The following is a 23673-nucleotide window of genomic DNA, read 5'->3' as shown; positions in this document are numbered from 1 at the left end:
CGCTTTCTGAATGGAACCTTCCATGTCGAGATATCTGATTGGCCGGATCGGACAGGCGTTGATCGTGCTATGGGCCGCCTTCACCATCTCGTTCATTCTCCTGCAATCGCTGCCCGGCGATGCGATCCTCATCAAGTTCCTGAACCCGGAACTCGGCCTCGGGCCTGAGCAGATCGCCGATATCCGCGCGTCCTATGCCGTCGATGTCCCGGCCTGGACCCAATACGCCCATTCCATCCTCAATTTCCTCACCGGGAACTTTGGATACTCGGTGCAGGCGGGCGTTCCGGTCAGCCACGTTCTTCTTGCTAACCTGCCCTCGACATTGCGGCTGGCAACGCTCGGCTTTCTGGCCGCAGCGGTTCTTGCGGCCGCTATTTCTTTCCTCTCGACGCTGATCGCCTTCTCCTGGCTCCGCTCGATCATCCAATCCCTGCCGGCATTGTTCATCGCCGTGCCGGTGTTCTGGCTCGGGATCATGCTGATCCAGATATTCTCGTTTCAGCTCAGGCTCATTCCGGTCATCAACCCCGGCGAGTGGGAAGCGCTGATCCTACCGGTAGCAACGCTCGCGATCCCGATTTCGGCTCCGATTGCTCAGGTGCTGATGCGCAACATCGACCATGTGCTGACCGAGCCCTTCATCGCCGTAGCGCGCGCCAAGGGAGCCTCGCGCAACTGGGTACTGTGGAGGCACGTCACCAAGAACGCTCTGCTGCCGACGTTGACCATCGCGGGCATCCTCTTTGGTGAGTTGCTCGCCGGCGCGGTCGTCACCGAGGCGGTCTTCGGACTAAACGGCATCGGCAGCGTCACGCAGCAGGCCGTGAACAACCAGGACATCGCCGTCCTCCAGGCCATCGTTGTCTTCTCCGCCGCCGCCTTCGTCGTCATCAACCTTGCCGTGGATCTGCTCTACCCCGTGTTCGATCCGCGCCTCCGGATCAAGAAAGAGGCCACCGCATGACCAGTGCTCACACGACCAATCAGCCTCTTCTGCAAGCGAATAACGGCTTCCTGTCCAAGGTCTCGCTGTCTCTTGTCTTGCGCCATCTCAGACGCGTTCAACCGGGGTTGGTGCTCGCCTGGTCCATCATCGGCATCGTCACCCTCTGGGCCATCGCGCCGGAGTTTTTCACAAGCCAGAGCAGCACAGTCGGTGTCGCCGGAGCGCAGCTTCGCGCGCCGAGTGCCGACCATTGGCTCGGCACCGATGCGCTCGGTCGTGATCTCTTCGCCCGCATCGTTTACGGTTCCGTACACTCGCTCTCCGGCGCCTTCATTGCTGTCGCGGTCGGTCTGTTGATCGGGACTGCGCTCGGGCTGATCGCGGGCTCGGTCAGGGGCGCCGTGGGCGACATCATCATGCGCGTCGTCGACGTCCTCCTCTCCATCCCCAATCTCTTTCTGTCGCTGAGCATCATCGTCCTGCTCGGCTTCGGCACGATCAACGCGGCGATTGCGGTCGGCATCACCTCCATCGCGCGGTTTGCGCGCCTCGCCCGGTCGGAAGTCATACGCGTGCGCCAAAGCGACTACGTCGAAGCGGGCTTCGGCAGCGGCGGCACCTTCGCCAGCGTCCTGTGGCGTCACATCCTGCCCAATTCCCTCACATCCGTCATCGCGCTCGCCGCATTGCAGTTCGGCTTTGCCATCCTCACCATCTCGACCCTCGGCTTTCTCGGCTATGGCGCGCCGCCGCCCACTCCCGAATGGGGTCTGCTGATCGCGGAGGGGCGCAACTACATCGCCCGCGCCTGGTGGCTCACCGCCGCGCCCGGCATCGTCGTGATCCTTGTCGTGCTGGCCGCAAACCGCATCAGCCAATCCCTCGGAAAGGCGCGCCCATGACCGCCGCGAAAGCAATGGACAGGCCGGTTCTGGAAATCGACAACCTCGTCATCGCCTACAAGGACCAGGATGCTTTTCACTCCGTCGTCCACGGCGTCTCTTTCGCCGTGCGCCCCGGTGAGGTTGTGGCGCTCGTTGGCGAATCCGGTTCCGGTAAGACCACGACCGCGCAAGCGGTCATAGGACTTCTCGCCGAGAATGGTCGTCTCGAATCCGGCGCCATTCGCCTGAACGGCACCGACATCTCCAAATGGTCGCAAAAGCAGCTCGATACGATCCGCGGCAGCAAAATCAGCCTGATCCCGCAGGACCCGACAAGCTCGCTCAACCCGGTCAAGACTATTGGCGAGCAGGTCGGTGAAATCCTGAAGATTCATGGTCGCGGCGACAAAAAGGCTATCGAGGCGCGTGTCACTGAGCTGCTGGCACGCGTCGGCCTCTCGCATCCGGAACTGCGGGCTCGGCAATATCCGCACGAATTGTCGGGCGGCATGCGTCAGCGCGTTCTGATCGCCATCGCAATTGCGCTCGAACCTGCCCTCATCATCGCCGACGAGCCGACGAGCGCCCTAGACGTGACGGTGCAGAAACGCATTCTCGACCTCATCGACGATCTTCGTCGCGAGTTCAACACCGCCGTTCTGCTCGTGACCCACGACCTTGGCGTCGCAGCCGACCGGGCTAATCACCTTGTGGTCCTGCAAGGCGGACGCATTCAGGAGCGAGGGCCAACCGCCGAGGTGCTTTCCGCCCCGCGCAGCCCCTATACGCGCAAGCTTCTGGCCGATGCGCCTTCACTGGCCAAGCCACAGCGTGTTTCCAAAGCGAACACGGGCAGCGACGAATACGCCATCGTCGTCGAAAACCTTGTCCAAGATTTTCCCGTAAAGAACGGTCGCGAGACGTTCAGGGCGGTCGATGGCGTGTCGTTCAGAGTACGCAAGGGAACCACGCACGCCATCGTCGGTGAATCCGGCTCCGGCAAGACGACGACGGCGCGCAATGTCGTCGCGTTCCAGAAACCGACATCGGGGCGCATCGTCGTCGATGGAGCCGACGTGACGGCCTTGCGTGGCGAAAACCTGCGCCAGTTCCGCCGAAAAATCCAGCTCGTCTATCAAAACCCTTTCGGCTCACTAGACCCGCTGCAAAGCATTTTTCAGATCATCGAGGAGCCACTCCTCAATTTCGGGCGCATCGCGCGAGAAGATCGGACGAGGAAGGTGCACGACATTCTTGAGCGGGTCGGCCTTCCGGAATCGACACTGACGAGAAAACCTCGCGCCCTTTCGGGTGGCCAGAGACAACGCGTGGCGATTGCGCGCGCGCTCGTTCTCGATCCGCAGGTTCTTGTTCTGGACGAGGCAGTTTCCGCGCTCGACGTCACAGTCCAGGCCCAGATCCTTGGGCTTCTCGACGAACTCCAGCAGAAGCTGGGCCTGACCTACCTGTTCATCTCGCACGATCTCGCTGTTGTCCGGCAGATCGCGGACACGGTCTCCGTTCTGCACGACGGGCGGCAGGTCGACAGCGGGACGGTCGAGGACGTCTTCCTGCGCCCCGGCAGCGACTACACGCGCGAACTCATCGACGCAATTCCAGGCACCAAGACATTCGCTCTCGCGTAACCATTTCCCTTTTTCTCGGAGTTGAGGAATGACGACACCGGCAACACATAAGCGCCTCGGATTTTTTACGCGGCTTCTCGATGAAGCCAGCGCGGCGGAACGCTATCGCTTCGCGACCGAACAGATCGTTCAGGCCGAAAAATTCGGGTTCGACTCCGCTTGGGTCGCCCAGCATCATTTTCATGAGGCGGAAGGCGGCCTCCCCGCGCCGCTGGTTTTTCTTGGCCATGTAGCGGCGAAGACATCCCGCATCCGTCTCGGAACCGGCATCATCACGTTGCCGCTCGAAAACCCGATCCGGGTGGCAGAGGACGCCGCGGTGCTGGATCTTTTGTCCGGCGGGCGTCTCGAAGTCGGCGTCGGATCTGGCGGCACACCGTCTTCCTTCACGGCATTCGGCTTAGACAGCGCCAATCGCGGCGAGACTTTCGGGCGAGCCCTCAAAACCGTGCGCGACGCCTGGAATGGGCGGCCTTTTGAGGGCGGCAACGCGCTTTATCCAGCAGCTCCCCACCTCGGAGACCGGATCTGGCAGGCGACATTCTCGGCGGCGGGTGGTGCGCGCGCGGGAGAGACCGGCGACGGCCTGATGCTCTCGCGCACCCAGCCGCGCCCGAAGGATGCACCGCATGCTTCGCTTGCGGATCTTCAGCACCCGATCATTGACGCCTATCTCGAAAAGCTACCTCCCGGTCGCGAGCCGCGCATTGTCGGTTCGCGCACACTCTTCGTCGCCGACAACCGGGAAGAGGCCCTTCATTTCGCGGAAAAAGGCCTGCGGCGCATCGCGGACCATTTCGTTGAAAAGGGTCATGTCCTGCCCGGCAATTCCCTCTCCGATCTCATCGCGGCCTTCGACACGCATGTCGGCACGCCGGAGGATGTCATCGCTTCGCTCAGCACCGACACCACCCTGTCGCGCGTCACCGACGTGGTGTTCCAGGTCCATTCCGTCGATCCGCCACACCCTTACATTCTGCGCTCCATCGAGCTGATTGCGACGGAAGTGGCGCCGGCCCTCGGATGGCGTCAGCCGCAAGAAACGGCCGAGCGTCGCGTCGCCCTGGTGCGATGAGCTACCGATCAACATCAGAGAAAGTGATTCAATCATGAGCACAGGGACGACAGACGTTATCGACCTGCTTGCCGGCATTGAGCCGGGTTCGCCTCTTCATGCCATTCGCGATCAACGCCCACAGGCCCGGGAAAACGCGCAGAAGAGCTATCTTGCCCTCTTCGAGCCCGAGGTCCCCGGCAACGTCACCGCACTGGAGCGTTTCGCGGTCGCCACCTTCGTCGCTGGCCTTCATCGCCAGGCAGCAGTGAGCGATTTCTACGCCGCGTCCTTGCGCAAGATAGCACCGAGCATCGCCGATGCCGTGATCGCCGAAGTAACGCGCGGCGCGACGCGGGGGCCTTATGGCAGCTATCCGGAGGGCCCGCTCTCCGTCGAGAACAAGGATGGCCTGATCTACCGCGTACCGGCAGAGTCCGCCGCGCTCTTCGGGCCGCGCCTGACCGCCGCTTTCGAGCATGCACATCTTCTGGTCTTCCACCCGCGCGATGCGAGCCCCGAGGCTTTGCAGAAACTGCTCGATGCCGGCTGGTCCACCACCGACATCGTCACGCTGTCGCAGCTTGTGTCGTTTCTGGCGTTTCAGATCCGCGTGATCGCGGGGCTTAGCACGCTCGCCTCAACGTCAACTGCCATCGTAGCCAGCTCAAAAAAGCCTTTTACCGGCGCGCTTGCGTCCGGGCATATCTAGGCGGGAGAACAACCATGACGGAATCCACCCTCACCTATCCCGACAATCGTGAGCCGACCGTCTTCACGCAGGAAGAATTAGGCTGGCAGCCATGGCTCGAACCGTATCCGGCGGATCAGCTCACCGAGAGGCATTGGGCCGGCCTCGTCGATGCCTCGCGGGCGAAGTCACCCTACTTCCTGCTGTTGGCGCGCGACCCGGACATTCTCCAGGCCCGAACGAAGACAGACAAGGACATCTTCTACAACACGAGTTCTGGCCTCTCGCGAGCGGAGCGTGAACTCGCGGCGACCGCCACCTCGCGCCATAACGGATGCATTTTCTGTGCGTCCGTCCATTCGCGCTTCGCCACCCAGTATTCCAAGCGCGGCGAAGACGTTCAGCGTCTTCTCGACGATGGTATCGGCGTCGACATCGACAATCGCTGGAATGCGATCATTGCCGCTTCCGTCGCGTTGACTGAGACGCCGTCTGCATTCGGAGAAAAGCATATCGACGACCTGCGCCAAGTCGGCCTCGATGACGCCGAGATCGTTGACGTCATCAACGGCGCGGCCTTTTTCAACTGGGCGAACCGGTTGATGCTCTCCATCGGAGAGCCGACACCGCCTAAGCACTGACCACGCGAGGCGCCGGAGACATCCGGCGCCGTCAATACCGAATTGTCGTTCTCAAGCCGAAGACGGCGGCATCCTTGATGCGTCCCGCTGCCGGATCGCGCGGGTTCGTGATATTCCCGCCGGGGCGGAAGACGTATTGAAAATCCGGCTGAATCGTCCAGCCCGGAACGATCTCGGCCTGATAGGTGACCTCCACCACCGCCTCGCTGGAGCGGATCGGCCGACCGATGCTGGTGAAAAACTCGACATCCCGGTCGAAACCTCGCGCCGCATCTGAAATGCGCGAATAGGCGAAACTGATGCCGAACGTGTCGTTCTCTCGGCCGGGGATCATCCCCTTCCAGGTCAGACCGCCGTCGATGTAAAAGCTGACGAGGTTTCGGTCGTTGGGCGAAGCCGAGGCGCGAGCGAAAACGCCAATCCCCTGATCCGTCGTGCCTTCCTTCCGATAAAGCATCTGGTCGATAAGGACGTAAACGCCACTATCGCCCAGGAGTTGGTTCGGTCGCCCCGAACTTCTCGGATCGGCCAAAGGCAAGCCGATGATGTCGAAACGTTGATCGGCAAAGCGGCCGAAATGATGCCAGCCGCCGAACTTGAATGTGCCGGGCAGGCCTTTCGCATCCTTGTCCTGATTATAGGCGTATTGAACCTCGCCGATCACGAAAGGCGGATCCGACGTGCGGAAGGCGAGCCCCGTATGGTTGCGCCGTTGCGGATCGTTCGGTCCCGGACCGGCCGGATTCCCGTCGAAGAGACCAGCCAGGATCGTCACGTTGTCGGACGGAGTTAGCTTCAACCGAACACCGGGCGTCGCGAGCGGATAGGTGGGCCCGCCGCTCGGAAGGTCATTCGCCATGATCGAGGGGAACCCAAAGGTGGTATTCAGGAAAAGAGTTGCATATTGGCTGATGACGAACTCTGTATCCGCTCCGAGCTGGCCCACCCGAAGCGCCACCTTGTCTCCCAATTTTTGTTCGAGCCACAACTCGTAAAGCCGGGTCGAAGGTAAAGCCTCGATCCCGCTGACTGACATGAGATTGCCGACGTAAAAGCGCGAAAGCCCGTGGCCATGGATCTGATAGGCACTGGCGTGGAAGCTCGCGCCGTGCCAGCCGACGAGCTTGTCGAGATCGGCGTCGAGAATACCCTGAAGAGCGCCCTCGTAGATCGTCCCCTGGCGCATTCCCCCGGTCGAGTTACCCAACACTTCGCCGATATAGATGAAGCTGGAAGTCACCCCAGCCTTTTCAAGCGCAGTGCGGGCACCCCAAAGGTTTCCCAGCGGACCGAGAGAACTGGCAATGGACGGAGGAGCGGATGAAGCGGCGGGCTTTTCCTCCTCCTTCTTCTCTTCCTTTTTCTTGGCCTTCTTCGGTCTCTTCGTCTTCTGGGATTTCTCCGTCTTCGCCTTTGGCTTCTGAACATGGGTGTTCTTGCCCTCGCCATCCTTGTCGGCAGCGAAAGCGGAACCGCCAAGCGTCAGGGCTCCCAGCAGGAAAGGAATGATGAGGGACGCTCTCAATGCCCTGTCCTCCGGCCGCCTTCAGACGAGAGTGGTTGGCACAGTCAAGCTAGCGTTGAAGAGACTTATTTCCAGAGAACGAGCGCCGCCCTCATTTGGGAGCGGCGCTCTCGAGAAAGTGGGCTAGATATCCACCCGGATATCCAGCAGGGGCGCATATTGCTGCGCCGAAAATATCGGAATCGCCGGCGCTGCCGCTCGGCCGGTAGAGCGTGAACTTGATGGCGCAGGCGCGGTACTACACGACTGCTATGTGGACCGGTTCTGCAAAAATCCCGTCAGCGTTCCTCCGGCGGCTTCAGGCCTGAAAATCGCCGCAGTAGGGTGAGGTCGTAGGCTGCCTTCAGCGTCCCGGCGAGGATCAGCGGCCACCCGAACGGAGACACGGTCAACAGCCATCCGGACAGGAGCGGCGCGGTGGCCGATGCGAGGCTGCGAGGGACGGCGGTTACGCTTGCGGCGGCGGGCCTTTCTTCGGGCCTGACAACCGCCATGACGTAGGACGACCGGGTCGGCACGTCCATCTGGGACAGCAGGCTCCGCAGGATCAAAAGCCCGAACGCGATCCCAACCGTCGGCGCGAACGCAACGAGGATCAGGCAGAAGTTCGAAGGCAGGTGCGTGAACACCATCGTGTTCACCAACCCGAACCGTCGGGCCAGAGGCACCGCCACGAAATACGAGACGGCAGAGCACAGGCCGGTCACGAAGAAGATCGCACCGATGGTCGAGACGCCGATGCCGAAGCGCGCACTGAGCCAGAGCGCCAATAGCGCATTGATGACGAGTCCTCCGCCGAACGCGTCCACCGAGAACAGCGCCGCCAGTTGATAGACAATCCCGCGCGAAGGCCCCAGCGGCGTCTGCGGCGTGCCGGTGTCGGCTTCCACGCGGGATGACAGATTGCGGTAAAGGAGAAACGTCAGCAGTCCGAGGGCACCGTATAGTCCAAACAGAATCGCAGATATGATGGATGGTGCAATGACCGGCGCGAGCCAATCCACCACTCCAACCGACAATGCCCCGAGAGCGCCAAAGACAGCCCCCACGAAACTGTAGCGGGCGAAGACCGCCGTCCGCTCCTCGTCTGCAATCACGTGCGCGATCACGGTATGCTCAAGTGGCAGGAAGACGCTGACGTCGCCGCCCGATGGATTCAGCGTTCCGACGAAGGCGATCACGAGCAGCAGCAGAAATCCCTCGACCTCGGCAAAGCCCAACCCCGTCGCCGCCATCAGCAGAGCAGCGGCAAGCAGGGCCCGGCGCCTTGGGATGCGATAGCCGATGAGTCCAACAGCGAGCGTCAGCAAGGCGGAGCCCAGCAGCGACGCAGTCGCGACGACCCCAACCTCGAATGCGTTATAGCCGAGACGAGAGAGATGAAGCGGCAGCAAGATCGCCACGTATCCGTCCCCGAAAGCGCGCAGGGACCGCGCTATGAGAACACGCCTGATGTCATCCGGCAGACTATTTCCCAGGCGAGTTTCCGCACTCGTCACCGCGCTGCCTCCATCGATGCTTGAGGGCTCGGTCTTTCGAGTGACGCCAACTGCCTCTCCTTCATCCGATTAAATGCAGCGCGATATCCTTTCCGCCGTCTCAGGGAACGGGTCGATAGACCCAGATCGCGGCCCGTTCCTGAGTTCCCCCGCGTACCGCGAGGAACAGGCGGTCGAGTTCAGGGGCAAAGAGTGACGTTCGCGCGCCGGCAGCGGTGGGGATGTGAGCTATCCGACGAAAAGGACCTTCGCTCGATGCAAAAACGTCCCAATAGCCTTCGCCACAACTGACATAAATCCGATGCCGCTTCGCATCGACAAACACGTCATCCGCATCCTGGCACGTTGCTACGCTTGCGGCAGTCGCTCCGTCCTTCATCGAAAACGCAGCCAGCGTCGCTGGGCTTCGAAACACCACGAGGACCTGCCCTGAAGCCTCGTCGAGCGCCATCGGAAAGTTCCCGCTCCATCGCCCCGTCGACCATTTGGCGAGATGTTTTCCACTCTCACGGTCGACAATCTCAATCGAATGCTGATGCGGAACGTTCACGAAGATGCGGCTTCCGCGGCCCTCGAGTTGGAAGCTTTCGGGGTGATCGTCCAGTGCGATGTCGGCGATCTTGCCGCGCGTCTCAGCGCCTATGACCGCCAGGGCCCCACGGCCATATCCGACGAACACGCGTTTGTCTGTACTATCGACGCGGACGTTATCCGCATCGTCTCCGAGTTCGATACGCCCGATCTCCTTAAAGTCCTGTCCCCGGAAAAGCCGCACGGATCCATCGCCCGCATTGGTTACGTAAAGCGTGTCGGTGGACGCGACATAGCCGATCCCTTGCGGCTCTTTCAGCCCGCGAATTCGGCTCAGCATTTTCGATGCCTTCAGATCGAGGATCCCAACGCTTTTGTTTCCAAGCTCCGCCACGAACAAATGCTGACGGGCGAGGTCGATCGCCATGTGGTCGATCCGGCCTTTCACATCCCCGAGCGGTATTTTCGCCTCAAGCTGCAATGCCGCAGACTCCGCTGCGCGTGGATGCGGTAGGCCGATTGCCCCGGACAACCCAGCCATCACCAAGAGGCTTACGGGCGGCAGGAGCCATCCTCGCACTTGCCCCTCCTCAACCCTTCGCGATCTTGACCCGATCCAACGCCGCCTTCAGTCCCGCTGCGAGCTTCATGGCATCGTCGTCGGCCCAGAAATGCAGGAAGAACAGCCGCGGCTCGTCATTGAGCATGTGGTTATGAATTGCCGTCACTTCGATGCCATTCGAACGCAGGGCCTTTACGACAGGATTCACCTCGTCAGCGGTCAGCACGAAGTCCCCCGTGATCGCCGCCCTGCCCGGTCCGGTTGGCTGGAAGTTGAGGGCGATGGCCGATCCCATCGAGGCGGGAACCTCGATCCCGCTGTCCATGACGGCTGCCGCGCGGGACACGCTCACCTGATAGACACCGCTATTGATCTTGCCCTTGTATCCGAGGGACTGATCGATGGCGGCGGTATCGAGAGCAATGGTCGTCTCGGCGTTTCCCGTCGGGACGGCCTGATATGCGGACGCGGTGGTTTCGGTGTCGAGGGGCGTTTTGCTCGCCTTAAGGGCCCTATTCAGCGCTGCCGCGAGCTGTGCCGGCTCACCATGCCCCAGGACATGCATGTACATCGGGTTTGGCGCAGCGCGCATAAGGTGGTTGTGGAGTGCCGTGATACCCACTCCCCCCTCTTCGAGCTGCATCATGACCGAATTGACCTCCTCCTGCGTCAGAACGAGGTCGCCCATCACCATGACCTCGTTGCCCATGGGCTTGAAAGCAAGCCATGAGCCCAAGGCCAGGGCTGGTTTGATCTCGATGCCGTCGAGCACGACCTTGAGATCCGTTCGTGGCAGGCCCACGCGATAGACCCCGCCAGGCAACTCGGTGCCGGCTTTGCCAAGTCCGGTGGCAATCACCTGCTGCCAGGGTTCGGCCGCCAAGGCATATGGGGATAGCGAGAAGAGGCTCGCAGCGGCGATGATAAGGCGAACACGCATGTTATCACTCCCTATCTTGCTCTGCCCCCAACTCCTTCTGGCTCGACGCGTTTCATTCGGCGTTTTAGCGACCGCTCATTGCTGTTGCGATAAGACGCCTTCTTTGGAGACTACCGGCTCGCGCTGGAAGCGCCCACATGAGCAACGCGCTCATGGGATCCATCCCGCCAGATAGAGAAGGATTCCCACCGCGGAGGTTGCAGCCAGGGTCGCCACCATCCCCACCTTGACGCGAAACATCGCGATGACCGCTGCGATCGATAGCAAGAGCGCCCAGACATTGACGCTCTGGAGCACGGGAGCGTCGAATTGTACCGGCCCCCAAGTGACCGGATGCACCTGCGCAAAGATCGTGTGAATCGCGAACCAGATCGCGAGGTTGAGGATCACGCCGACAACGGCCGCGGTGATCGCCGATAGCGCGCCGCTCAGCGCCTTGTTGTCCCGCATGATCTCGATGAAGGGCGCTCCCAGGAAAATCCAGAGGAAGCACGGCGTGAACGTCACCCAGGTGGCGAGAAGACCACCAAGAGTGCCGGCCACTAAAGGCGACAGCGAACCTGGATCACGGAACGCGGCCATGAAGCCCACGAACTGCAGGACCATGATGAGAGGACCCGGCGTGGTCTCAGCCATGCCGAGGCCATCGAGCATCTCGCCAGGCTTCAGCCAGCCATAGTGCTCCACCGCTTGCTGCGCGACGTAAGCCAGCACCGCATAAGCGCCGCCGAAGGTGACCATGGCCATCTTCGAGAAGAACACAGCAATCTGGCTGAAAACGTCACCTGGACCGAAGGCGGCGAGCAAAGCAATGACCGGAACGAGCCATAGCGTCAGCCAAACCGCGGCGCTGCGCAAAGCGCCCCTCACGGTTGGGCGAGCATGCGCGGGCACGTCCTCGCCGAGCAGGCTCTCGGCATCGGTCAGCCCTGTTTTCGCGGCCCTGTGCCCTCCCCCAACTTGGAACTGAGCCATGCCGGCCCGCCCGCCAATGTAGCCGATCAAGCCTGCCATGAGGATGATGATCGGAAATGGCACCTTCAGAAAAAAGATCGCCACAAACGCCGCTGCCGCAAGCGCGATGAGGAAGCGGTTCTTGAGTGCGCGCTTGCCGATCCGCACAACCGCTTCGAGGACGATGGCGAGAACGGCCGCTTTCAATCCGAAGAACAGAGCCGAGACGATTCCGACTTTCCCGAACAGAGCATAGATCCAGCTCAAGCCCATGATGGCCACGATGCCGGGCAGGATGAACAATCCTCCCGCGATGAGGCCACCGCGGGTGCGATGCATGAGCCAACCAATATAGGTCGCGAGCTGTTGGGCTTCGGGGCCCGGCAGAAGCATGCAGTAGTTCAGCGCGTGAAGAAAACGGTTCTCGGAGACCCAGCGCTTTTCCTCGACAAGGATGCGATGCATGACTGCGATCTGGCCGGCAGGGCCGCCGAAACTAAGCAAAGCGATCCGCGTCCAAACCCGGATGGCTTCGCGCAGTGTCACGCCGTGCGCCGGGACATCCGGACGCGCGGTCGCATTGGGGACGGTCATCGTATCCATTTCAGACCCCCGATTTTTTCGCGGGCCAGTTGTGGGTTTCATCGACGGCATCACGGCACCAGCGGTAGAAGGCATCGTAGAGATCCATCCCCGCTTCGAGCTGAGTCAAGTCGTCCGAGTACATTCGGGAAAGGCCGAGCGATGCCGCGAGCAGGCCCGGCGCCTCCGGCGCAAGGTCGAGCCGAGCGGTATCCGCGCCGCGCACGATGGTGGCTAAGCGCAAGAGCGGTTCGGTCGCGAGGCCGAATTCCTCGACCATGGTGTCGAAGGTGCACATCTCGCCCCGGTGACTCCAGAACACGCCTTCGCCCTCGATGTCAAAGGGCGTCGCGCGGAACCGATCCGCCACTCCTGGCACCTCGGATGTCGGCACGAAAAGGAAGACCGCAGCAGGATCGACGAAGCGTCGAATGAGCCAAGGGCACGCAATCCGATCGATCTTGGGGCGAGATCGCGTCACCCAGACCGTCCGACCGTGTTCGTCGCGCGGTGGCACCTTGGCCTCAGGCACCATCGGCAGCCCCGCCTGCGCCCACGCCAGCGCTCCACCTTCCAGAGAATCCGCCGGCACGCCCGCATGACGGAGCCACGCTGCCACGCCGTGGCTGAGTTTGAGACCCTGTTGGCAGATCACAACGGCCGACTGGCTCTTAAAGTCCTGAGCCCAGATGGACGCTGTGGACCAGGGGCGCCGGATTGAACCGGGGATCAAACGTGGATCGGCCGCGAAGTCTTCATCGGTCTGGACATCGATGAGGACCGGGCACTTGGGCGTGCCGATGAGACGGGCAAGCTTATCGATGGAAATGGTGTTGATCGACGACATGATGCGTCCTCCCATGAGAGAGCCGGACGCGATACTTGGGCATGTCGCCTCGTGGGGAGACCGCAATCCCCATGGCGAGATTAGAGGCCGTCGCCTGTTTCGTGTCAATACGTGAGAGAGCAGCAGCGTCCGGGAACCTTGCCAGACCTATGGAAATCCCCCGATCACGGTCGACGAGGATCGCAACTCGACTGAACATATCTTCTAACGATCGGATCCCTGAATTCGGGTAGCCGCTATCCACTTAATGGCGCAGCGTGCCGAGGTGCCGGATGATAGCGGATCGCTCCGATGGACTGGCGATCCCCGCGAAATCCATGGAAGTTCCCGGGCACAAGGCTCGTGGCGCCGTGAGGAATGCGTCTAAGCGCTCTTCTGTCCACATGCCGCCCAATCGGCGAAGACACGAAGAGTAATCCGGGTAGTTCGTCAGGGATGCGGTCCGCCGCCCCACGACACCGGATAGGCTCGGGCCAATCCGATTGCCGCTGACCTGCACGGACTGATGGCAGCCGTTGCAACGCTCCGCAAACAGCGCGTCTCCGGTTGTGCTCTGCTTCGGGCGCAGCGAGATCAGCGTGTGGTCGTCCGTCCACAGGACGATGCGACCGTCGTGCCCCTCGACGAGATCGCGGACCCGGCTGCCGATCACGATGGGTTCGACATAGGCGACCTGCCCGTTGCGGATGCGGGCCCGGAACAGTGTCTGGGCCTTGAGCGACGCGATCAGCAGATCGCCGCGCCATTGCGTGAAAAGGTCCCGTTCAACCGCGATGAGATTGGTGACGGCAATGGAGGGAACCCATGCGAACACCGGAGACCGGTAGGCGTGCCATTCCGCTTCCGGTTTGTTGAGAGGCCACGCGAACGATGCGTAGTCGGTGCCGTAGGTCGCGTATGGCCAGCCATAATTGGCGTCCCTCACCAAGCGGTTGAGTTCGTCGCCGCCTTGGGGACCATGCTCCGTGGACCATATGACGCCCGAAGAGTCGATGGAGAGCCCTTCGGGATTGCGATGGCCTAGCGTGAAGAGTGTGGTCCGGCCGTCAGCAATGCGGATCGCGATCGTCTTGCCATAGGACGTGGAGGGGTCCTGCGCCTGCGCCTTCGTCGAGGCCGCACCGTCGAACCCGAAGTCGCCGACGGTCAACAGCAGCGTCTGTGCATCGAGCAGGGCCATCCGGCCGCCACCGAAATAGCCGACAAACGGAATGCCGTGGCGGCGATCCGGTCCCGTGACGGGCAGACAGGGCTGGGTTTCGTAGAGCGTCTCCCATTCCGCTTCCGCTGTGCCGGCAAGAAGCGCCTGACGGTTCGCTTGCAGGACCGACACGCGTTCGGTCCAGCAGTCGCGGTCGGAGTGCCAGAAGTTGTGCGAAACGAAAAGTCGTGCGTCGTCACCGGTCTCCTGAACCAGCACGCTGTACACGCGGAACCATTCACTGTTGAGGATTTCGCTGCCCGCGCGGCCGGACTCGATCGCCGGATCGACATAGGAGGCGGGGGTGGCCCATGGCCGTCCAGCGGCGCGGGCGAAGGCGTCGCCGTTGATCGGAGCCCGGAATGGCAGCGGTGTGACCGCGAGATGCTCGACCGGTGTGCCCCAACCGAACAGGTAGAAACGACCGTCTCCGGTCACTAACAGATAGTGGTCGCCGATCGTCGCCAAGCCACCGCCCTGCACGACCGGATGTGGAATGGCGCTGGAGTACGTATCAACTTCGAGATTGTAGTATTCCGTCTTGATCAAGCTGGCCTGGCGCGACGACGCCTGCTCCGCAAGGCTGAGAGCGTAGGGCCCCGCTGCCACCGCAGCGATCAATGCACCAAGTGCAGCCCGGTGCCGCGAGGGTCCCACCACATAGGGCGCGGGAACCAACAGCACGGCGCAGGCGAACATAGTCAGCGTGATCGCGCGGGAATAGTCGGTGCCCTTAAGGAAGAAGCCGAGCAGCACAAGTCCGAACACCGCCGCGGTGCAGACAGCCGCCAGAGGGGCAGCCTGCCACCGCGCCAGCCTATGGAAGGAGGCCGCGATGGCTGCACTGAGAAGAAACGCCGCTACAAGGCACAGGAACGGCAGCCATTGCGCCCGCGGCAGGTGCCAAAGCGGCAGACCGGCTCGCCACACCGGCAAGAAAAGCAATGGAGTGATTGCTATGACGTCCCATGCGAGCAAATAGCGCAGCGACGGCGTTCCACGATGGACGGCACTCTGCATGCGAGCCTCAGTCCAGTCCGAGTATCATTCAAAGTAATGATGCCCAGATATCGCTTGCCGCAAGATAAGCCCAGTTGAAAATTCGCGTTACCTCCCTTGAAAACGTGAAATCCTGCACCCAAAGGAATTAGAGATACTGGAAATTCCGTGCCGCCTCCACAGAGGAGTTCGCAACTGCGGCTGGACGCCTTGTACCGTTAACCTGTGCCATTCCGAATATCGCTCATGATCCAGTGGCATCTAGCGATTCAGTGCCGGTAGATCCTTTCGCCTCGGCTCAGGAAATCGAATGATCCCGCGGAGTCGCGAAGATCTCGTCGAGCGAATTGGCCGTCATCAGCCATGTTACAGGGGAGAGATCACGTTGCGCCTGGACGTAGGGATCATGGCAGCGACACACTGTCTCTCGCTCGAAGAACGCGAGCAGTGCATCATGCACCCGACCGTTCTGCCAAGAGGGGACCTTATCGATCTCACCAGATCGATGCTTTCTTCGACACAGGGAAACTCGAATCGGACCGTCTCGCCACAGCCTGTGACGTTAATGCGATCCGTCAATCGCCAGTGACAGGACTTTGCTGGGACAGCCACCTTTCGAACGCGGCAAGCCTGCCGGGGTCGATGTCGGGCCCGACGGCAACATGCCAGGCAAAGCCCTTAAAAATCAGATACTTACTGGAATGAATTGGCGGAGTCGGAGTCCGTCAAATACCAGCCAAGCTTTGCACGAGACCGTTATTCTGCAAGGAAACTAGGCTCGATTGGCTTCCTCCATGTTGGACGTTTTGTTGGACGTTTTCGAGGGGCCAAAATGAGCAGATTCGCCACCCTTCCCGCCCTTCCCTTTCTTGTTATGGGAGGGGTGTGATGACGCCGCTTCCGGTTATTGAATTCCATCAACAAGACTGGATACCGGGCTTCGCGGCCTTCCTCCCTGGCGCGACAACCCCGGCCCCTCAGGCGCGGGCGTTCTGCGTACTGAACCTCGGCAGCATTCTTGCCACGGTCGCGACCGGCGACATCCCCGCCTCTGAGGTTCCCTACTTCATTCCCGAAAGCATGATGCACGAGATCATGCACGCATTTGAGCAATGGGCCGGGACCGAGTTCAGTGAGGAACGAGTCGAAGCGCTTTTGGCGAAGTACCGCGCCGCTCTCTCCAAAGAACAGGGGGAGTAGATAATGCCTATTCAGCCGCAGAGAGCTCGAGTCTTGAGGGAACCGCGGTTCCGCGGCTGATGCGCCGACTGGGGCTCTCGATGAAGCGGTAAGATAGGACGCTCATGGCGGATGCGAGGCTGACGCCGAAAACGACTGCCACAAGGTTCTTTACCTGATCAGAGAGCGAGAATGACGCGCCAAGGGAGATCGCCGCCTCGCGAGCAACCAGGAAGGCTGGCATGTGACAGAGGTACGCGGAAAACGAAACCTTGCCCATACCGCGCATCCAGCCAGCCGCTGGCGGGATCATGTAGCCCTTGTCGTATGAGGAACAGAAAATGATCCACACGCACACCAGCGTCATCAAGCTCGTGCCGCTCGTGACATTCTGACATAGCTGCGGGATCAGGATCAGCCCGAGGATCGACAGAGCAATGTTCAAATAGCGCAGTGCAGCAATCTGAAGGAATCGCGGCTCGAACCGATCCCGCAGGCCGCTACGATGGAACAGCGCAATAAGGACACCATAGCAGAGCGTGTCCAAGGGAAAGAACACGGGATAGGTCCCGGCGGGCCGGTGCACGAAGAAGAACGCGATGATCGGCAGGACCAAGAGCGGTAGCCGCCACCGCGACGGCAGCCAGCTCAGGAGCGGGAACACTAGATAGAACTGTTCCTCAAGAGCGAGGGACCAAAACACGCCGAAGGTCGCTGTCCAGTTCGGGATGTAGAAATTATAGACAAAGAGCGCTGCGGACAGCGCCTGAATGATGTTGCCCCGCAGCGGCCCGAAGCTGCCGTGCGTATTGAAAACAACGGCAAATAGAAGGGTCACGAAGATCCAGAACAAAGCTGTCGGGACGATCCGGAAGAACCGCCGGACGTAGAACGCCTTCCAGGCCGCTCGGAAAGCCTCTCCGGATCGGGCTTCCTCAAAGGTCACAAGGAACGCTCGACTGATCACGAACCCCGAGATCACGAAGAACAAATACACCCCGCCCCAGAACTGCGCATGTGTGATCACCCACATGTAAAGGGGCGATACGCTAGGCATCCCAAGGCCTAGATGTGCGATTCCTGTCAGGAAGATCGCGAGACCACGCAGATAGTCGATATCGTCGATGTGGCCTTTCGGCGCCGCTCCGAGCTGTTGCATGTCAGAAAGCGAAAGCTTCGCCGTGCTGCTCGCGAACCTGCTTGTCCGAGAACTTCCAGATGAACGCATCGAGGTAGAAGTGCAGGAGGTTTACCCCGTAGAGCACCCCCAATCCAATGCGAACCGGTCCCTCTGCCCACACATTTCCGCCGGCACTGACCTTAACCACCAGCCAAGCGGTCACAGTCAAACCGATGAGTAGGGCGGAAGCGATGGCAATCGAGCTCAGGATGCCAACCGTCCGCGCCTTCTTACGTTCGCGGAGGGCCAAGGAAGCTAGGACGATGATGTAATACTGCAATGCATGCGCGGCCGGAAAAGCCATCAGCATATAGGAGCTGTTGAACATCGCGGTCGGGATGAAGTAGGCCGCGATCACTGCGATGAAGAGGAGGATGGACGGATCACGCTTAGCGAGAACCCCGCTCTTCACGAGGTAGTAGGCGAAGAATACCAGGTAGGCCAACCCTGACGCCATGGCCGAGTTCGCGAGGATGTCTCCTGGGATCGCGGCCTTGACCTCAGGCACGAACTGCGCCCAAGGAATCATAAAGAACGGCCAAGCCCACACAACAGGAACCCGGAGCGCGGCAATATTCGAGCCGCGGATCTTGCCCACCATGGCCAAGATTCCCCAATTCTGCTTGCTGTGGTGCCAGATATTCAGGAACGTGGCCGCGTACATAACGGTCGCACCGATCACGAGCGGAGTGCCAGCGATCAGGAGGATTGTCCCGGCAATGATCGCCGCTGGCCCGCCGAAGAAGATCAAGGGGCGGGTTGCAAAGAAGGATAGCCAGTGCTTGTCGAGGTAGTATGCGAGCGTCAACCAGACGTGGGCACCCGACATAATCAAGATAATAGACAGGAAAAATGCGACCGGCGAGAATGTCTGACCAAAGACATGGTAGTTCAGAATGAACGCAAAGGTCGGCAGAGCTGTCGCTATAATCAGCGATACAAGGAAATATTGCTTGTATGAGCTACGGCTTAACTGCGCTTCGAAAGTAACACCCTGCGCCATTGCTCTTTCCCCTAACGCACTGCCAAGTTTGCGCGCGTCTGCTTATGCCCCGTTGTATTACACGAAGCACTTGGGGTTTCAAGATTTCTGTCCTGCGCTGGAAGGTGGCTCGCCTGTCGGCCATGAGACGCTCGAACCGCTCAAGGAGATCGGCAATCGGGCGGTCAACCAGATCTGGAACCGTGGCGTAATCGAACCCCAGGGAGCGAGCGCGGCGTCTAGCCTCCATATAGCGGGTACGCGCCTCAAGAGATTGCCCGTCCACGAGCCCGCGCCAATAGGCTTCGGTTTCAGCGTTCAGACGGGCCGCGACTTTGCTGGCCCTGACCGCCCTCGGATCGTCAACTACGCGGATCTTCGTAGACAGTTTGACGATACCCCGGAGGTCAAGGCTCTTAAACTCTTCGGGGACGCGGCGGACGTAGTGCCAAATGCCGTCTCGGTTGGTCAGATAATCGGCCAATTGGATGCCCGCGTGTTGGGCGTTTTGTTGGACGAATTTCTGACACGCGCGCGGGAAAAGTGTCAAGCTAGGCCACAAAAGCCTTGCAAAATAAGGATTTTTCAAGAAAATGGGTGGCGGAGACGGAGGGATTCGAACCCTCGATACCCTTTTGGGGTATGCTCATTTAGCAAACGAGTGCCTTCAGCCTCTCGGCCACGTCTCCAGTGGTCGCGTTCTTACGGTTTCGGCCTTGGGGCGTCAATCCCGTTTGCGTCATGGATGGGGACGAGCCTTGGGATCGTCCAATGCCTTTCAGCCGCCGGGTCGCTTTCCCCGTCCGGAATTGACAATGTCAGCCCCCCGACTACCATCGCGCTCATGAGTCATTTCGCGCCATATTGCCGAGGCCTGCGCTCCGCAGGGCAACTCATCGCACATTCGTAGCCCGAGTGAGCGGTGCCGTTTGCGCACCCCTGCTCGGGTCATGCCACCATCCCCATCCGATTTTTCTGTCGCCCTGCCCCGGAAGTCGCGGGCGGGCGCGGGTTCTGCGTTCGAGCGAAAGCAATGACCAACGTTTTCACCAAACCCATTTCCAACCGCAAGCCGAAGATTGTCCTGACGGAGGACGATTACGCCCGCCTCTCCCGCCTCGCCGACGCCGCCACTGAGCGGATGCCGGAAGTGGCCGATTATCTGGCCACCGAGCTCGATCGCGCGAAAATCGTGCCGTCGAGCCGTATTCCCTCCAAGCTCGTGACCATGGGGACGACGCTCACCTTCCGCGATGAGCAGACGGGCCGGACCGAGCGCGTGACCCTGGTTTTCCCCGAGGAGGCGAACATCGCCGAGAAGCGGATTTCGGTGATGACGCCGATCGGCGCCGCGTTGATCGGTCTCTCCGAGGGCCAATCGATCTCCTGGCCGACTCGGACAGGCGAGATTCATCGCCTCGAGGTCCTCTCTGTGGAGGAGGCTCGATAACCTGAGCCTCAAACACGGCCCTGACGTCGCGCGCGAACGCGTGATAGGAAAGCGCTCTTGAGCGAAACAACGGAACCATCAGCGTGACAACAATCAAACGGATCGGTGTCGCCGCACGCTATTGCGACATCGCGATTCTTGGCGATACGGCCTATTTTTCAGGCTACGTCCCCGAGACGAGTCTCGACGGTTCCGTCGCGGATCAGACGCGGGATATCCTCGATCAGATCGCGCAATCCCTGGCCGAGATCGGCAGCGACAAGTCCAAGCTGCTGCGCGCCACGATCTGGCTTGCGGATATCGGCTTCTACGATGAGATGAACGCCGTGTGGGATACGTGGGTCATCCCAGGGCAGGCCCCGGCGCGGGCCTGCGTCGAGTCAAAATTGGCCGATCCGCGATATGCGCTCGAAATCCAGGTGATCGCGGCCCTCTAATGACGTGGCCGTTGAGCAGCGCTTAGCGCCGCTCTTTCTTCACGGCATTGAGGCGGCGCTTCTCATAGTGCTTGGCGAGCCGCAGGTGGCGCGAGACGGCATAGTTCATGGCCGTCAGGAAGCCGTAGGTCCCGCGCAGGGCGTGACGGCGCCCGACATAGGCCTTGAAGAACGCCGCCGGCAGTTCGAAGAAAACGCGCCAAGTGGGTATCAAAATGCCGCGGATTTCAAGGTCCACCGCCTGCTGGTCGGAATAGCGGTTCAGCTTGGCGAGCTGGTCGCCGAGCGAACGCACGGACCAGTGGTGCACCGTCCCCTTGAGTTTTCCGACTTTCGTCCCCTGGTTCAGGTCGACTCGGTCATGGACGAGGGATGGCGAGTAGCGGCCCCAATCCTTCCGGTAGAGCCGGACGGGGGCGAGCGCGTAGGCTAGAGGATGGGGAGCCTTCTCCCCCGGAAAAATCTCCGCGATGCGGATCTTGTAGGCCTGGCGCGGCGGCTCGCCTTGAGCGAAGAGAGCGCGGATTTCGGCCGCGAGGTTGGGCGGCACGACCTCGTCGGCATCGAGGTTGAGAAGCCAAGTATGCCGGCATTGCTCCTCGGCGAAGCGCTTCTGCGGGCCATATCCCGGCCAGGCATTGAAAATAACGCGCGCCCCAAGCTCCTCCGCGACCGCTTGGGTCCCGTCCGTCGATCCTGAATCGACCACGATCAGGTCGTCCGTCAGGTCGCGGACCGCGCGGATGGTCTCGCCGATCCGGTCGGCCTCGTTCTTGGCGATGATGAAGACAGAAATTGGGAGCATAACAATGGTGCCGTATCACAGGCTGCCTAACCGCCCAAGCGGTTCGTGGCAAGGCCTGAGGCGGCCCCAAGCTGGCACGTACAGCCTACGCGACCCGCAAAAGGCCTTCTGCCTTCAGCGCCTCGCGCACCTTCGGACGAGCCGCGACACGATCCATGAAGGCTACGAGGCGCGGATAGGCCGAAAGGTCGATCCTATGGAAGCCCGTCCAGTTCAGAACCGTGAAGCAATAGGCGTCGGCGACCGTGTATCGCTCACCCATCAGGTAGGAGCGCCCCTCCAGGTGGCCGTCGATATAGCCAAAATGCCGGTGCAGATCCTCCACCGCCATGCGCCGGGCGACGTCGGGCGTCGCCGGCGTCCAAAGCGGAGCAAAGCCCTTGTAGATCTCCACGCTGATGAAGCTGAGCCATTCCTGGACACGATAGCGTTCGCGGCACCCTGTTTCCGGCATCAGCCCGGTCTCAGGCGCTTGATCCGCCAGATACTGCAGAATGACGACGCCCTCGGTGAGTACCTCCCCATCATCCAGCGCCAGGGCGGGGACATGGCCCTTGGGATTGATGCGGCTGAAATCGCGCCCTGACGCCGTAACCCGCGTCTTCAAATCCACCTTATCGCAATCGATGGCGAGGCCAGCTTCGCAAGCGACGATACGGGAGGCGAGAGAACAGGCACCGGGCGAAAAGTAAAGCTTCATCGGCCGTCCTTCACCCCGCGCGATTCAATGTTATAAAGTTTTGCAAAAACTAGTGTCGCCATTCCCCAGCGGCAACATCCGTTTCCTTGCAGAAATGCCCGGCCTGCTTGCTTATTTGCAAAATTTACAGCACTTCGCCCTGGGTAATATGTGCCGTCGGTGCCCCTTCGGCCTTCCGCGACCGGCTGCGGACCCTCAGTTCGGCGAGAAGCGGAAAATGGTCCGATGCAACGCGGGTCAGAGCATTCCGGACAGGGCCTGCCGCAACCACCTCCACCGATTTCGTGACGAAGACGTGGTCGAGGCGAAGCACAGGCGCGCGTGTATGAAAAGTCGGCTGTGGCTCGCCGTTGGGATTGGACAGTTGCGCATCGCGCAGCCGGTCCGCGAACAGGCGGTAGGACCGCGAATAGGGTGGCGCATTGAAATCGCCCAGCAGAATGGCGGGATCCGTACAATCGGGATGGCCCAGCCACTCCTCCCCCATCAGCGCGGTGGCCTGGGCCCGCCGGTCGCCCGACCGCAATGAGAGATGGGCGTTGACCACCTGGACCTGATGCTGACCGGCCTGGATGGAGACCCAAAGAGCGCTCCGTTTCTCGAAGGCCGGCCCCCGCGCCCGGCTCGGCAGCCTCTCGGATCGCACGATCCGCGATGGGTGCCGGGTCAAGATCGCGATGCCGTATTGCTCGCCCAAGATTCGGATGGTCGGCTGGAAATGCAGATCCATGCCGAGTTCGGCGGCGAGAGTCGCGGCTTGATCGATCTCGCCCTTGTGGACTTTGCCCGCACGCACCTCCTGAAGAGCCACGATATCGGGCTCGCAGGAGGCGATGACCTCGACAATGCGGGCCGGCGCGATTTTCCGATCTGTCCCAAGCCAACGGTGCACGTTGTAGGTCAGGGTGCGGAGGATCGGCCCCGGTTTTTCGGCTTGCTTCAACGGTCGGCACCGGCTCAAGAAGAATCAACAATTAGGCCGCGCCCGGACACGGCACAAGCGAGGCTTCTCTTCATCTTTCGCCTATGGCGAGAAGATGTCGGATCAATGACGGGGCAGCGGCCCGTGCTCTGCGGCTTAAGGACTTCAAATCAGGTCGGACTTTGGGAGACGAGATCGGCAAATACTGATCATCGGTATGCTGTATCATTTGACCATAAGACTAATCTCTCTCTTCTCTTGAGTGAAAATTAACCATAATTTGACGGCCAAGCTCGATGACCGAGCGAACCACTGAATCCATTACTGCCATGACCGCTTCACAAAGACGACGCCCCGCTGACGATGCGATCGCGCATATCCTGGATTGGGTCGGATTGACCTTCGGCCTAGGCGTGATCTTCTTTGTCGCGAACGTTTCAATCCGGGCCATCTAAGAAGCTCCGAGAGCCCAACGGCCCAGGCGGGGTCCCGCTTATCAGGGACGCGTTGCCT

Annotated in this window: 21 protein-coding genes and 1 tRNA gene; 9 read left to right on the top strand and 13 right to left on the bottom strand. The window is 60.9% G+C overall.

The window, feature by feature from the left end:
- Positions 1-22: 22 nt before the first annotated feature.
- The 6 genes from HB375_RS10365 to HB375_RS10340 are packed head-to-tail and all read left to right on the top strand — an operon-like array spanning position 23 to position 5865.
- Positions 23-967, top strand: coding sequence for an ABC transporter permease (locus HB375_RS10365; RefSeq protein WP_167672907.1), 945 nt, complete (start codon positions 23-25; stop codon positions 965-967).
- Positions 964-1851, top strand: coding sequence for an ABC transporter permease (locus tag HB375_RS10360; RefSeq protein WP_167672906.1), 888 nt, complete (start codon positions 964-966; stop codon positions 1849-1851). The genes HB375_RS10365 and HB375_RS10360 overlap by 4 nt, the downstream gene beginning before the upstream one ends.
- Positions 1848-3479 (top strand): dipeptide ABC transporter ATP-binding protein, encoded by a 1632-nt coding sequence (locus HB375_RS10355; RefSeq protein WP_167672905.1) that lies wholly within the window; start codon positions 1848-1850, stop codon positions 3477-3479. The genes HB375_RS10360 and HB375_RS10355 overlap by 4 nt, the downstream gene beginning before the upstream one ends.
- 28 nt (positions 3480-3507) lie before the next feature.
- The gene (locus HB375_RS10350) at positions 3508-4554 is read left to right on the top strand and encodes a putative FMN-dependent luciferase-like monooxygenase (protein ID WP_167672904.1); all 1047 of its coding nucleotides are present in this window, start codon (positions 3508-3510) and stop codon (positions 4552-4554) included.
- Between the two features lie 34 nt (positions 4555-4588).
- Entirely contained in the window at positions 4589-5245 is a 657-nt protein-coding gene (locus HB375_RS10345) for a CMD domain protein (protein WP_167672903.1), read from the top strand.
- 14 nt (positions 5246-5259) lie between these two features.
- Positions 5260-5865 (top strand): alkylhydroperoxidase domain protein, encoded by a 606-nt coding sequence (locus HB375_RS10340; protein WP_167672902.1) that lies wholly within the window; start codon positions 5260-5262, stop codon positions 5863-5865.
- Positions 5866-5896: 31 nt separating this feature from the next.
- On the opposite strand, the gene HB375_RS10335 is transcribed toward HB375_RS10340, so the two are convergent.
- The 7 genes from HB375_RS10335 to HB375_RS10300 form a co-directional block, all read right to left on the bottom strand.
- Positions 5897-7390 carry a carbohydrate porin gene (locus HB375_RS10335; protein WP_246728440.1) on the bottom strand — a complete coding sequence of 498 codons (1494 nt, stop codon included), beginning with the start codon at positions 7388-7390 and terminating at the stop codon, positions 5897-5899.
- A 278-nt stretch (positions 7391-7668) separates the two neighbouring features.
- Positions 7669-8889 carry an MFS transporter gene (locus HB375_RS10325; protein WP_343232390.1) on the bottom strand — a complete coding sequence of 407 codons (1221 nt, stop codon included), beginning with the start codon at positions 8887-8889 and terminating at the stop codon, positions 7669-7671.
- A gap of 100 nt (positions 8890-8989) precedes the next feature.
- Positions 8990-9847, bottom strand: coding sequence for a YncE family protein (locus HB375_RS10320; RefSeq protein ID WP_246728439.1), 858 nt, complete (start codon positions 9845-9847; stop codon positions 8990-8992).
- A 163-nt stretch (positions 9848-10010) separates the two neighbouring features.
- Entirely contained in the window at positions 10011-10922 is a 912-nt protein-coding gene (locus HB375_RS10315; RefSeq protein ID WP_167672901.1) for a DUF1259 domain-containing protein, read from the bottom strand.
- A 150-nt stretch (positions 10923-11072) separates the two neighbouring features.
- Positions 11073-12470, bottom strand: a complete 1398-nt coding sequence (gene chrA, locus HB375_RS10310; protein WP_167673258.1) for a chromate efflux transporter — start codon at positions 12468-12470, stop codon at positions 11073-11075.
- A 10-nt stretch (positions 12471-12480) separates the two neighbouring features.
- Positions 12481-13305: a chromate resistance protein ChrB domain-containing protein gene (locus tag HB375_RS10305; protein WP_167672900.1), complete on the bottom strand. Its 825-nt coding sequence runs from the start codon at positions 13303-13305 to the stop codon at positions 12481-12483.
- A gap of 244 nt (positions 13306-13549) precedes the next feature.
- Positions 13550-15526, bottom strand: a complete 1977-nt coding sequence (locus HB375_RS10300) for a PQQ-dependent sugar dehydrogenase (protein ID WP_167672899.1) — start codon at positions 15524-15526, stop codon at positions 13550-13552.
- Between the two features lie 867 nt (positions 15527-16393).
- Between HB375_RS10300 and HB375_RS10295 the strand changes: the two genes are divergently transcribed.
- A complete protein-coding gene (locus HB375_RS10295) occupies positions 16394-16705 on the top strand; it encodes a hypothetical protein (RefSeq protein WP_167672898.1) in 312 nt (103 codons plus the stop codon).
- Positions 16706-16712: 7 nt separating this feature from the next.
- Here HB375_RS10295 and HB375_RS10290 read toward each other — a convergent pair whose 3' ends face one another.
- From HB375_RS10290 to HB375_RS10280, 3 genes are all read right to left on the bottom strand, one after another.
- Complete coding sequence (locus HB375_RS10290) at positions 16713-17843, bottom strand: acyltransferase family protein (protein WP_167672897.1); 1131 nt, start codon at positions 17841-17843, stop codon at positions 16713-16715.
- 1 nt (position 17844) lies between these two features.
- On the bottom strand, positions 17845-18867 hold the full coding sequence (locus tag HB375_RS10285) for a hypothetical protein (RefSeq protein WP_167672896.1): 1023 nt from the start codon (positions 18865-18867) through the stop codon (positions 17845-17847).
- Between the two features lie 577 nt (positions 18868-19444).
- Positions 19445-19535 (bottom strand) — tRNA-Ser (locus HB375_RS10280).
- A 344-nt stretch (positions 19536-19879) separates the two neighbouring features.
- Here HB375_RS10280 and rnk point away from each other — a divergent pair.
- Together rnk and HB375_RS10270 are read left to right on the top strand one after the other, a co-directional pair.
- Positions 19880-20296, top strand: coding sequence for a nucleoside diphosphate kinase regulator (rnk, locus tag HB375_RS10275; RefSeq protein ID WP_167672895.1), 417 nt, complete (start codon positions 19880-19882; stop codon positions 20294-20296).
- Between the two features lie 83 nt (positions 20297-20379).
- Positions 20380-20733 (top strand): Rid family hydrolase, encoded by a 354-nt coding sequence (locus tag HB375_RS10270; RefSeq protein ID WP_167672894.1) that lies wholly within the window; start codon positions 20380-20382, stop codon positions 20731-20733.
- Between the two features lie 22 nt (positions 20734-20755).
- On the opposite strand, the gene HB375_RS10265 is transcribed toward HB375_RS10270, so the two are convergent.
- The 3 genes from HB375_RS10265 to HB375_RS10255 all read right to left on the bottom strand — a co-directional run bounded on the left by HB375_RS10265 (position 20756) and on the right by HB375_RS10255 (position 23181).
- Positions 20756-21544 carry a glycosyltransferase gene (locus tag HB375_RS10265; RefSeq protein WP_167673257.1) on the bottom strand — a complete coding sequence of 263 codons (789 nt, stop codon included), beginning with the start codon at positions 21542-21544 and terminating at the stop codon, positions 20756-20758.
- A gap of 79 nt (positions 21545-21623) precedes the next feature.
- The gene (gstA, locus tag HB375_RS10260; protein ID WP_167672893.1) at positions 21624-22238 is read right to left on the bottom strand and encodes a glutathione transferase GstA; all 615 of its coding nucleotides are present in this window, start codon (positions 22236-22238) and stop codon (positions 21624-21626) included.
- Positions 22239-22362: 124 nt separating this feature from the next.
- Complete coding sequence (locus tag HB375_RS10255; RefSeq protein WP_205800134.1) at positions 22363-23181, bottom strand: endonuclease/exonuclease/phosphatase family protein; 819 nt, start codon at positions 23179-23181, stop codon at positions 22363-22365.
- Positions 23182-23673: the final 492 nt, after the last annotated feature.

The organism is Microvirga terricola (assembly GCF_011777495.1).
In the GTDB taxonomy this organism is placed as follows: domain Bacteria; phylum Pseudomonadota; class Alphaproteobacteria; order Rhizobiales; family Beijerinckiaceae; genus Microvirga; species Microvirga terricola.
This window is presented reverse-complemented; position numbering and strand designations above follow the sequence as displayed.

What these genes read in the sequence shown, in the direction of transcription:
- HB375_RS10360 (WP_167672906.1), top strand. Translation starts at nt 964, where the DNA reads ATGACCAGTGCTCACACGACCAATCAGCCTCTTCTGCAAGCGAATAAC.
- HB375_RS10295 (WP_167672898.1), top strand. Translation starts at nt 16,394, where the DNA reads ATGACGCCGCTTCCGGTTATTGAATTCCATCAACAAGACTGGATACCG.
- HB375_RS10300 (WP_167672899.1), bottom strand. Translation starts at nt 15,526, where the DNA reads ATGCAGAGTGCCGTCCATCGTGGAACGCCGTCGCTGCGCTATTTGCTC.
- HB375_RS10285 (WP_167672896.1), bottom strand. Translation starts at nt 18,867, where the DNA reads ATGGCGCAGGGTGTTACTTTCGAAGCGCAGTTAAGCCGTAGCTCATAC.
- chrA (WP_167673258.1), bottom strand. Translation starts at nt 12,470, where the DNA reads ATGACCGTCCCCAATGCGACCGCGCGTCCGGATGTCCCGGCGCACGGC.
- HB375_RS10350 (WP_167672904.1), top strand. Translation starts at nt 3,508, where the DNA reads ATGACGACACCGGCAACACATAAGCGCCTCGGATTTTTTACGCGGCTT.
- HB375_RS10290 (WP_167672897.1), bottom strand. Translation starts at nt 17,843, where the DNA reads ATGCAACAGCTCGGAGCGGCGCCGAAAGGCCACATCGACGATATCGAC.
- HB375_RS10305 (WP_167672900.1), bottom strand. Translation starts at nt 13,305, where the DNA reads ATGTCGTCGATCAACACCATTTCCATCGATAAGCTTGCCCGTCTCATC.
- HB375_RS10345 (WP_167672903.1), top strand. Translation starts at nt 4,589, where the DNA reads ATGAGCACAGGGACGACAGACGTTATCGACCTGCTTGCCGGCATTGAG.
- HB375_RS10315 (WP_167672901.1), bottom strand. Translation starts at nt 10,922, where the DNA reads ATGCGTGTTCGCCTTATCATCGCCGCTGCGAGCCTCTTCTCGCTATCC.
- HB375_RS10355 (WP_167672905.1), top strand. Translation starts at nt 1,848, where the DNA reads ATGACCGCCGCGAAAGCAATGGACAGGCCGGTTCTGGAAATCGACAAC.
- HB375_RS10340 (WP_167672902.1), top strand. Translation starts at nt 5,260, where the DNA reads ATGACGGAATCCACCCTCACCTATCCCGACAATCGTGAGCCGACCGTC.
- HB375_RS10365 (WP_167672907.1), top strand. Translation starts at nt 23, where the DNA reads ATGTCGAGATATCTGATTGGCCGGATCGGACAGGCGTTGATCGTGCTA.
- rnk (WP_167672895.1), top strand. Translation starts at nt 19,880, where the DNA reads ATGACCAACGTTTTCACCAAACCCATTTCCAACCGCAAGCCGAAGATT.
- HB375_RS10320 (WP_246728439.1), bottom strand. Translation starts at nt 9,847, where the DNA reads ATGGCGATCGACCTCGCCCGTCAGCATTTGTTCGTGGCGGAGCTTGGA.
- gstA (WP_167672893.1), bottom strand. Translation starts at nt 22,238, where the DNA reads ATGAAGCTTTACTTTTCGCCCGGTGCCTGTTCTCTCGCCTCCCGTATC.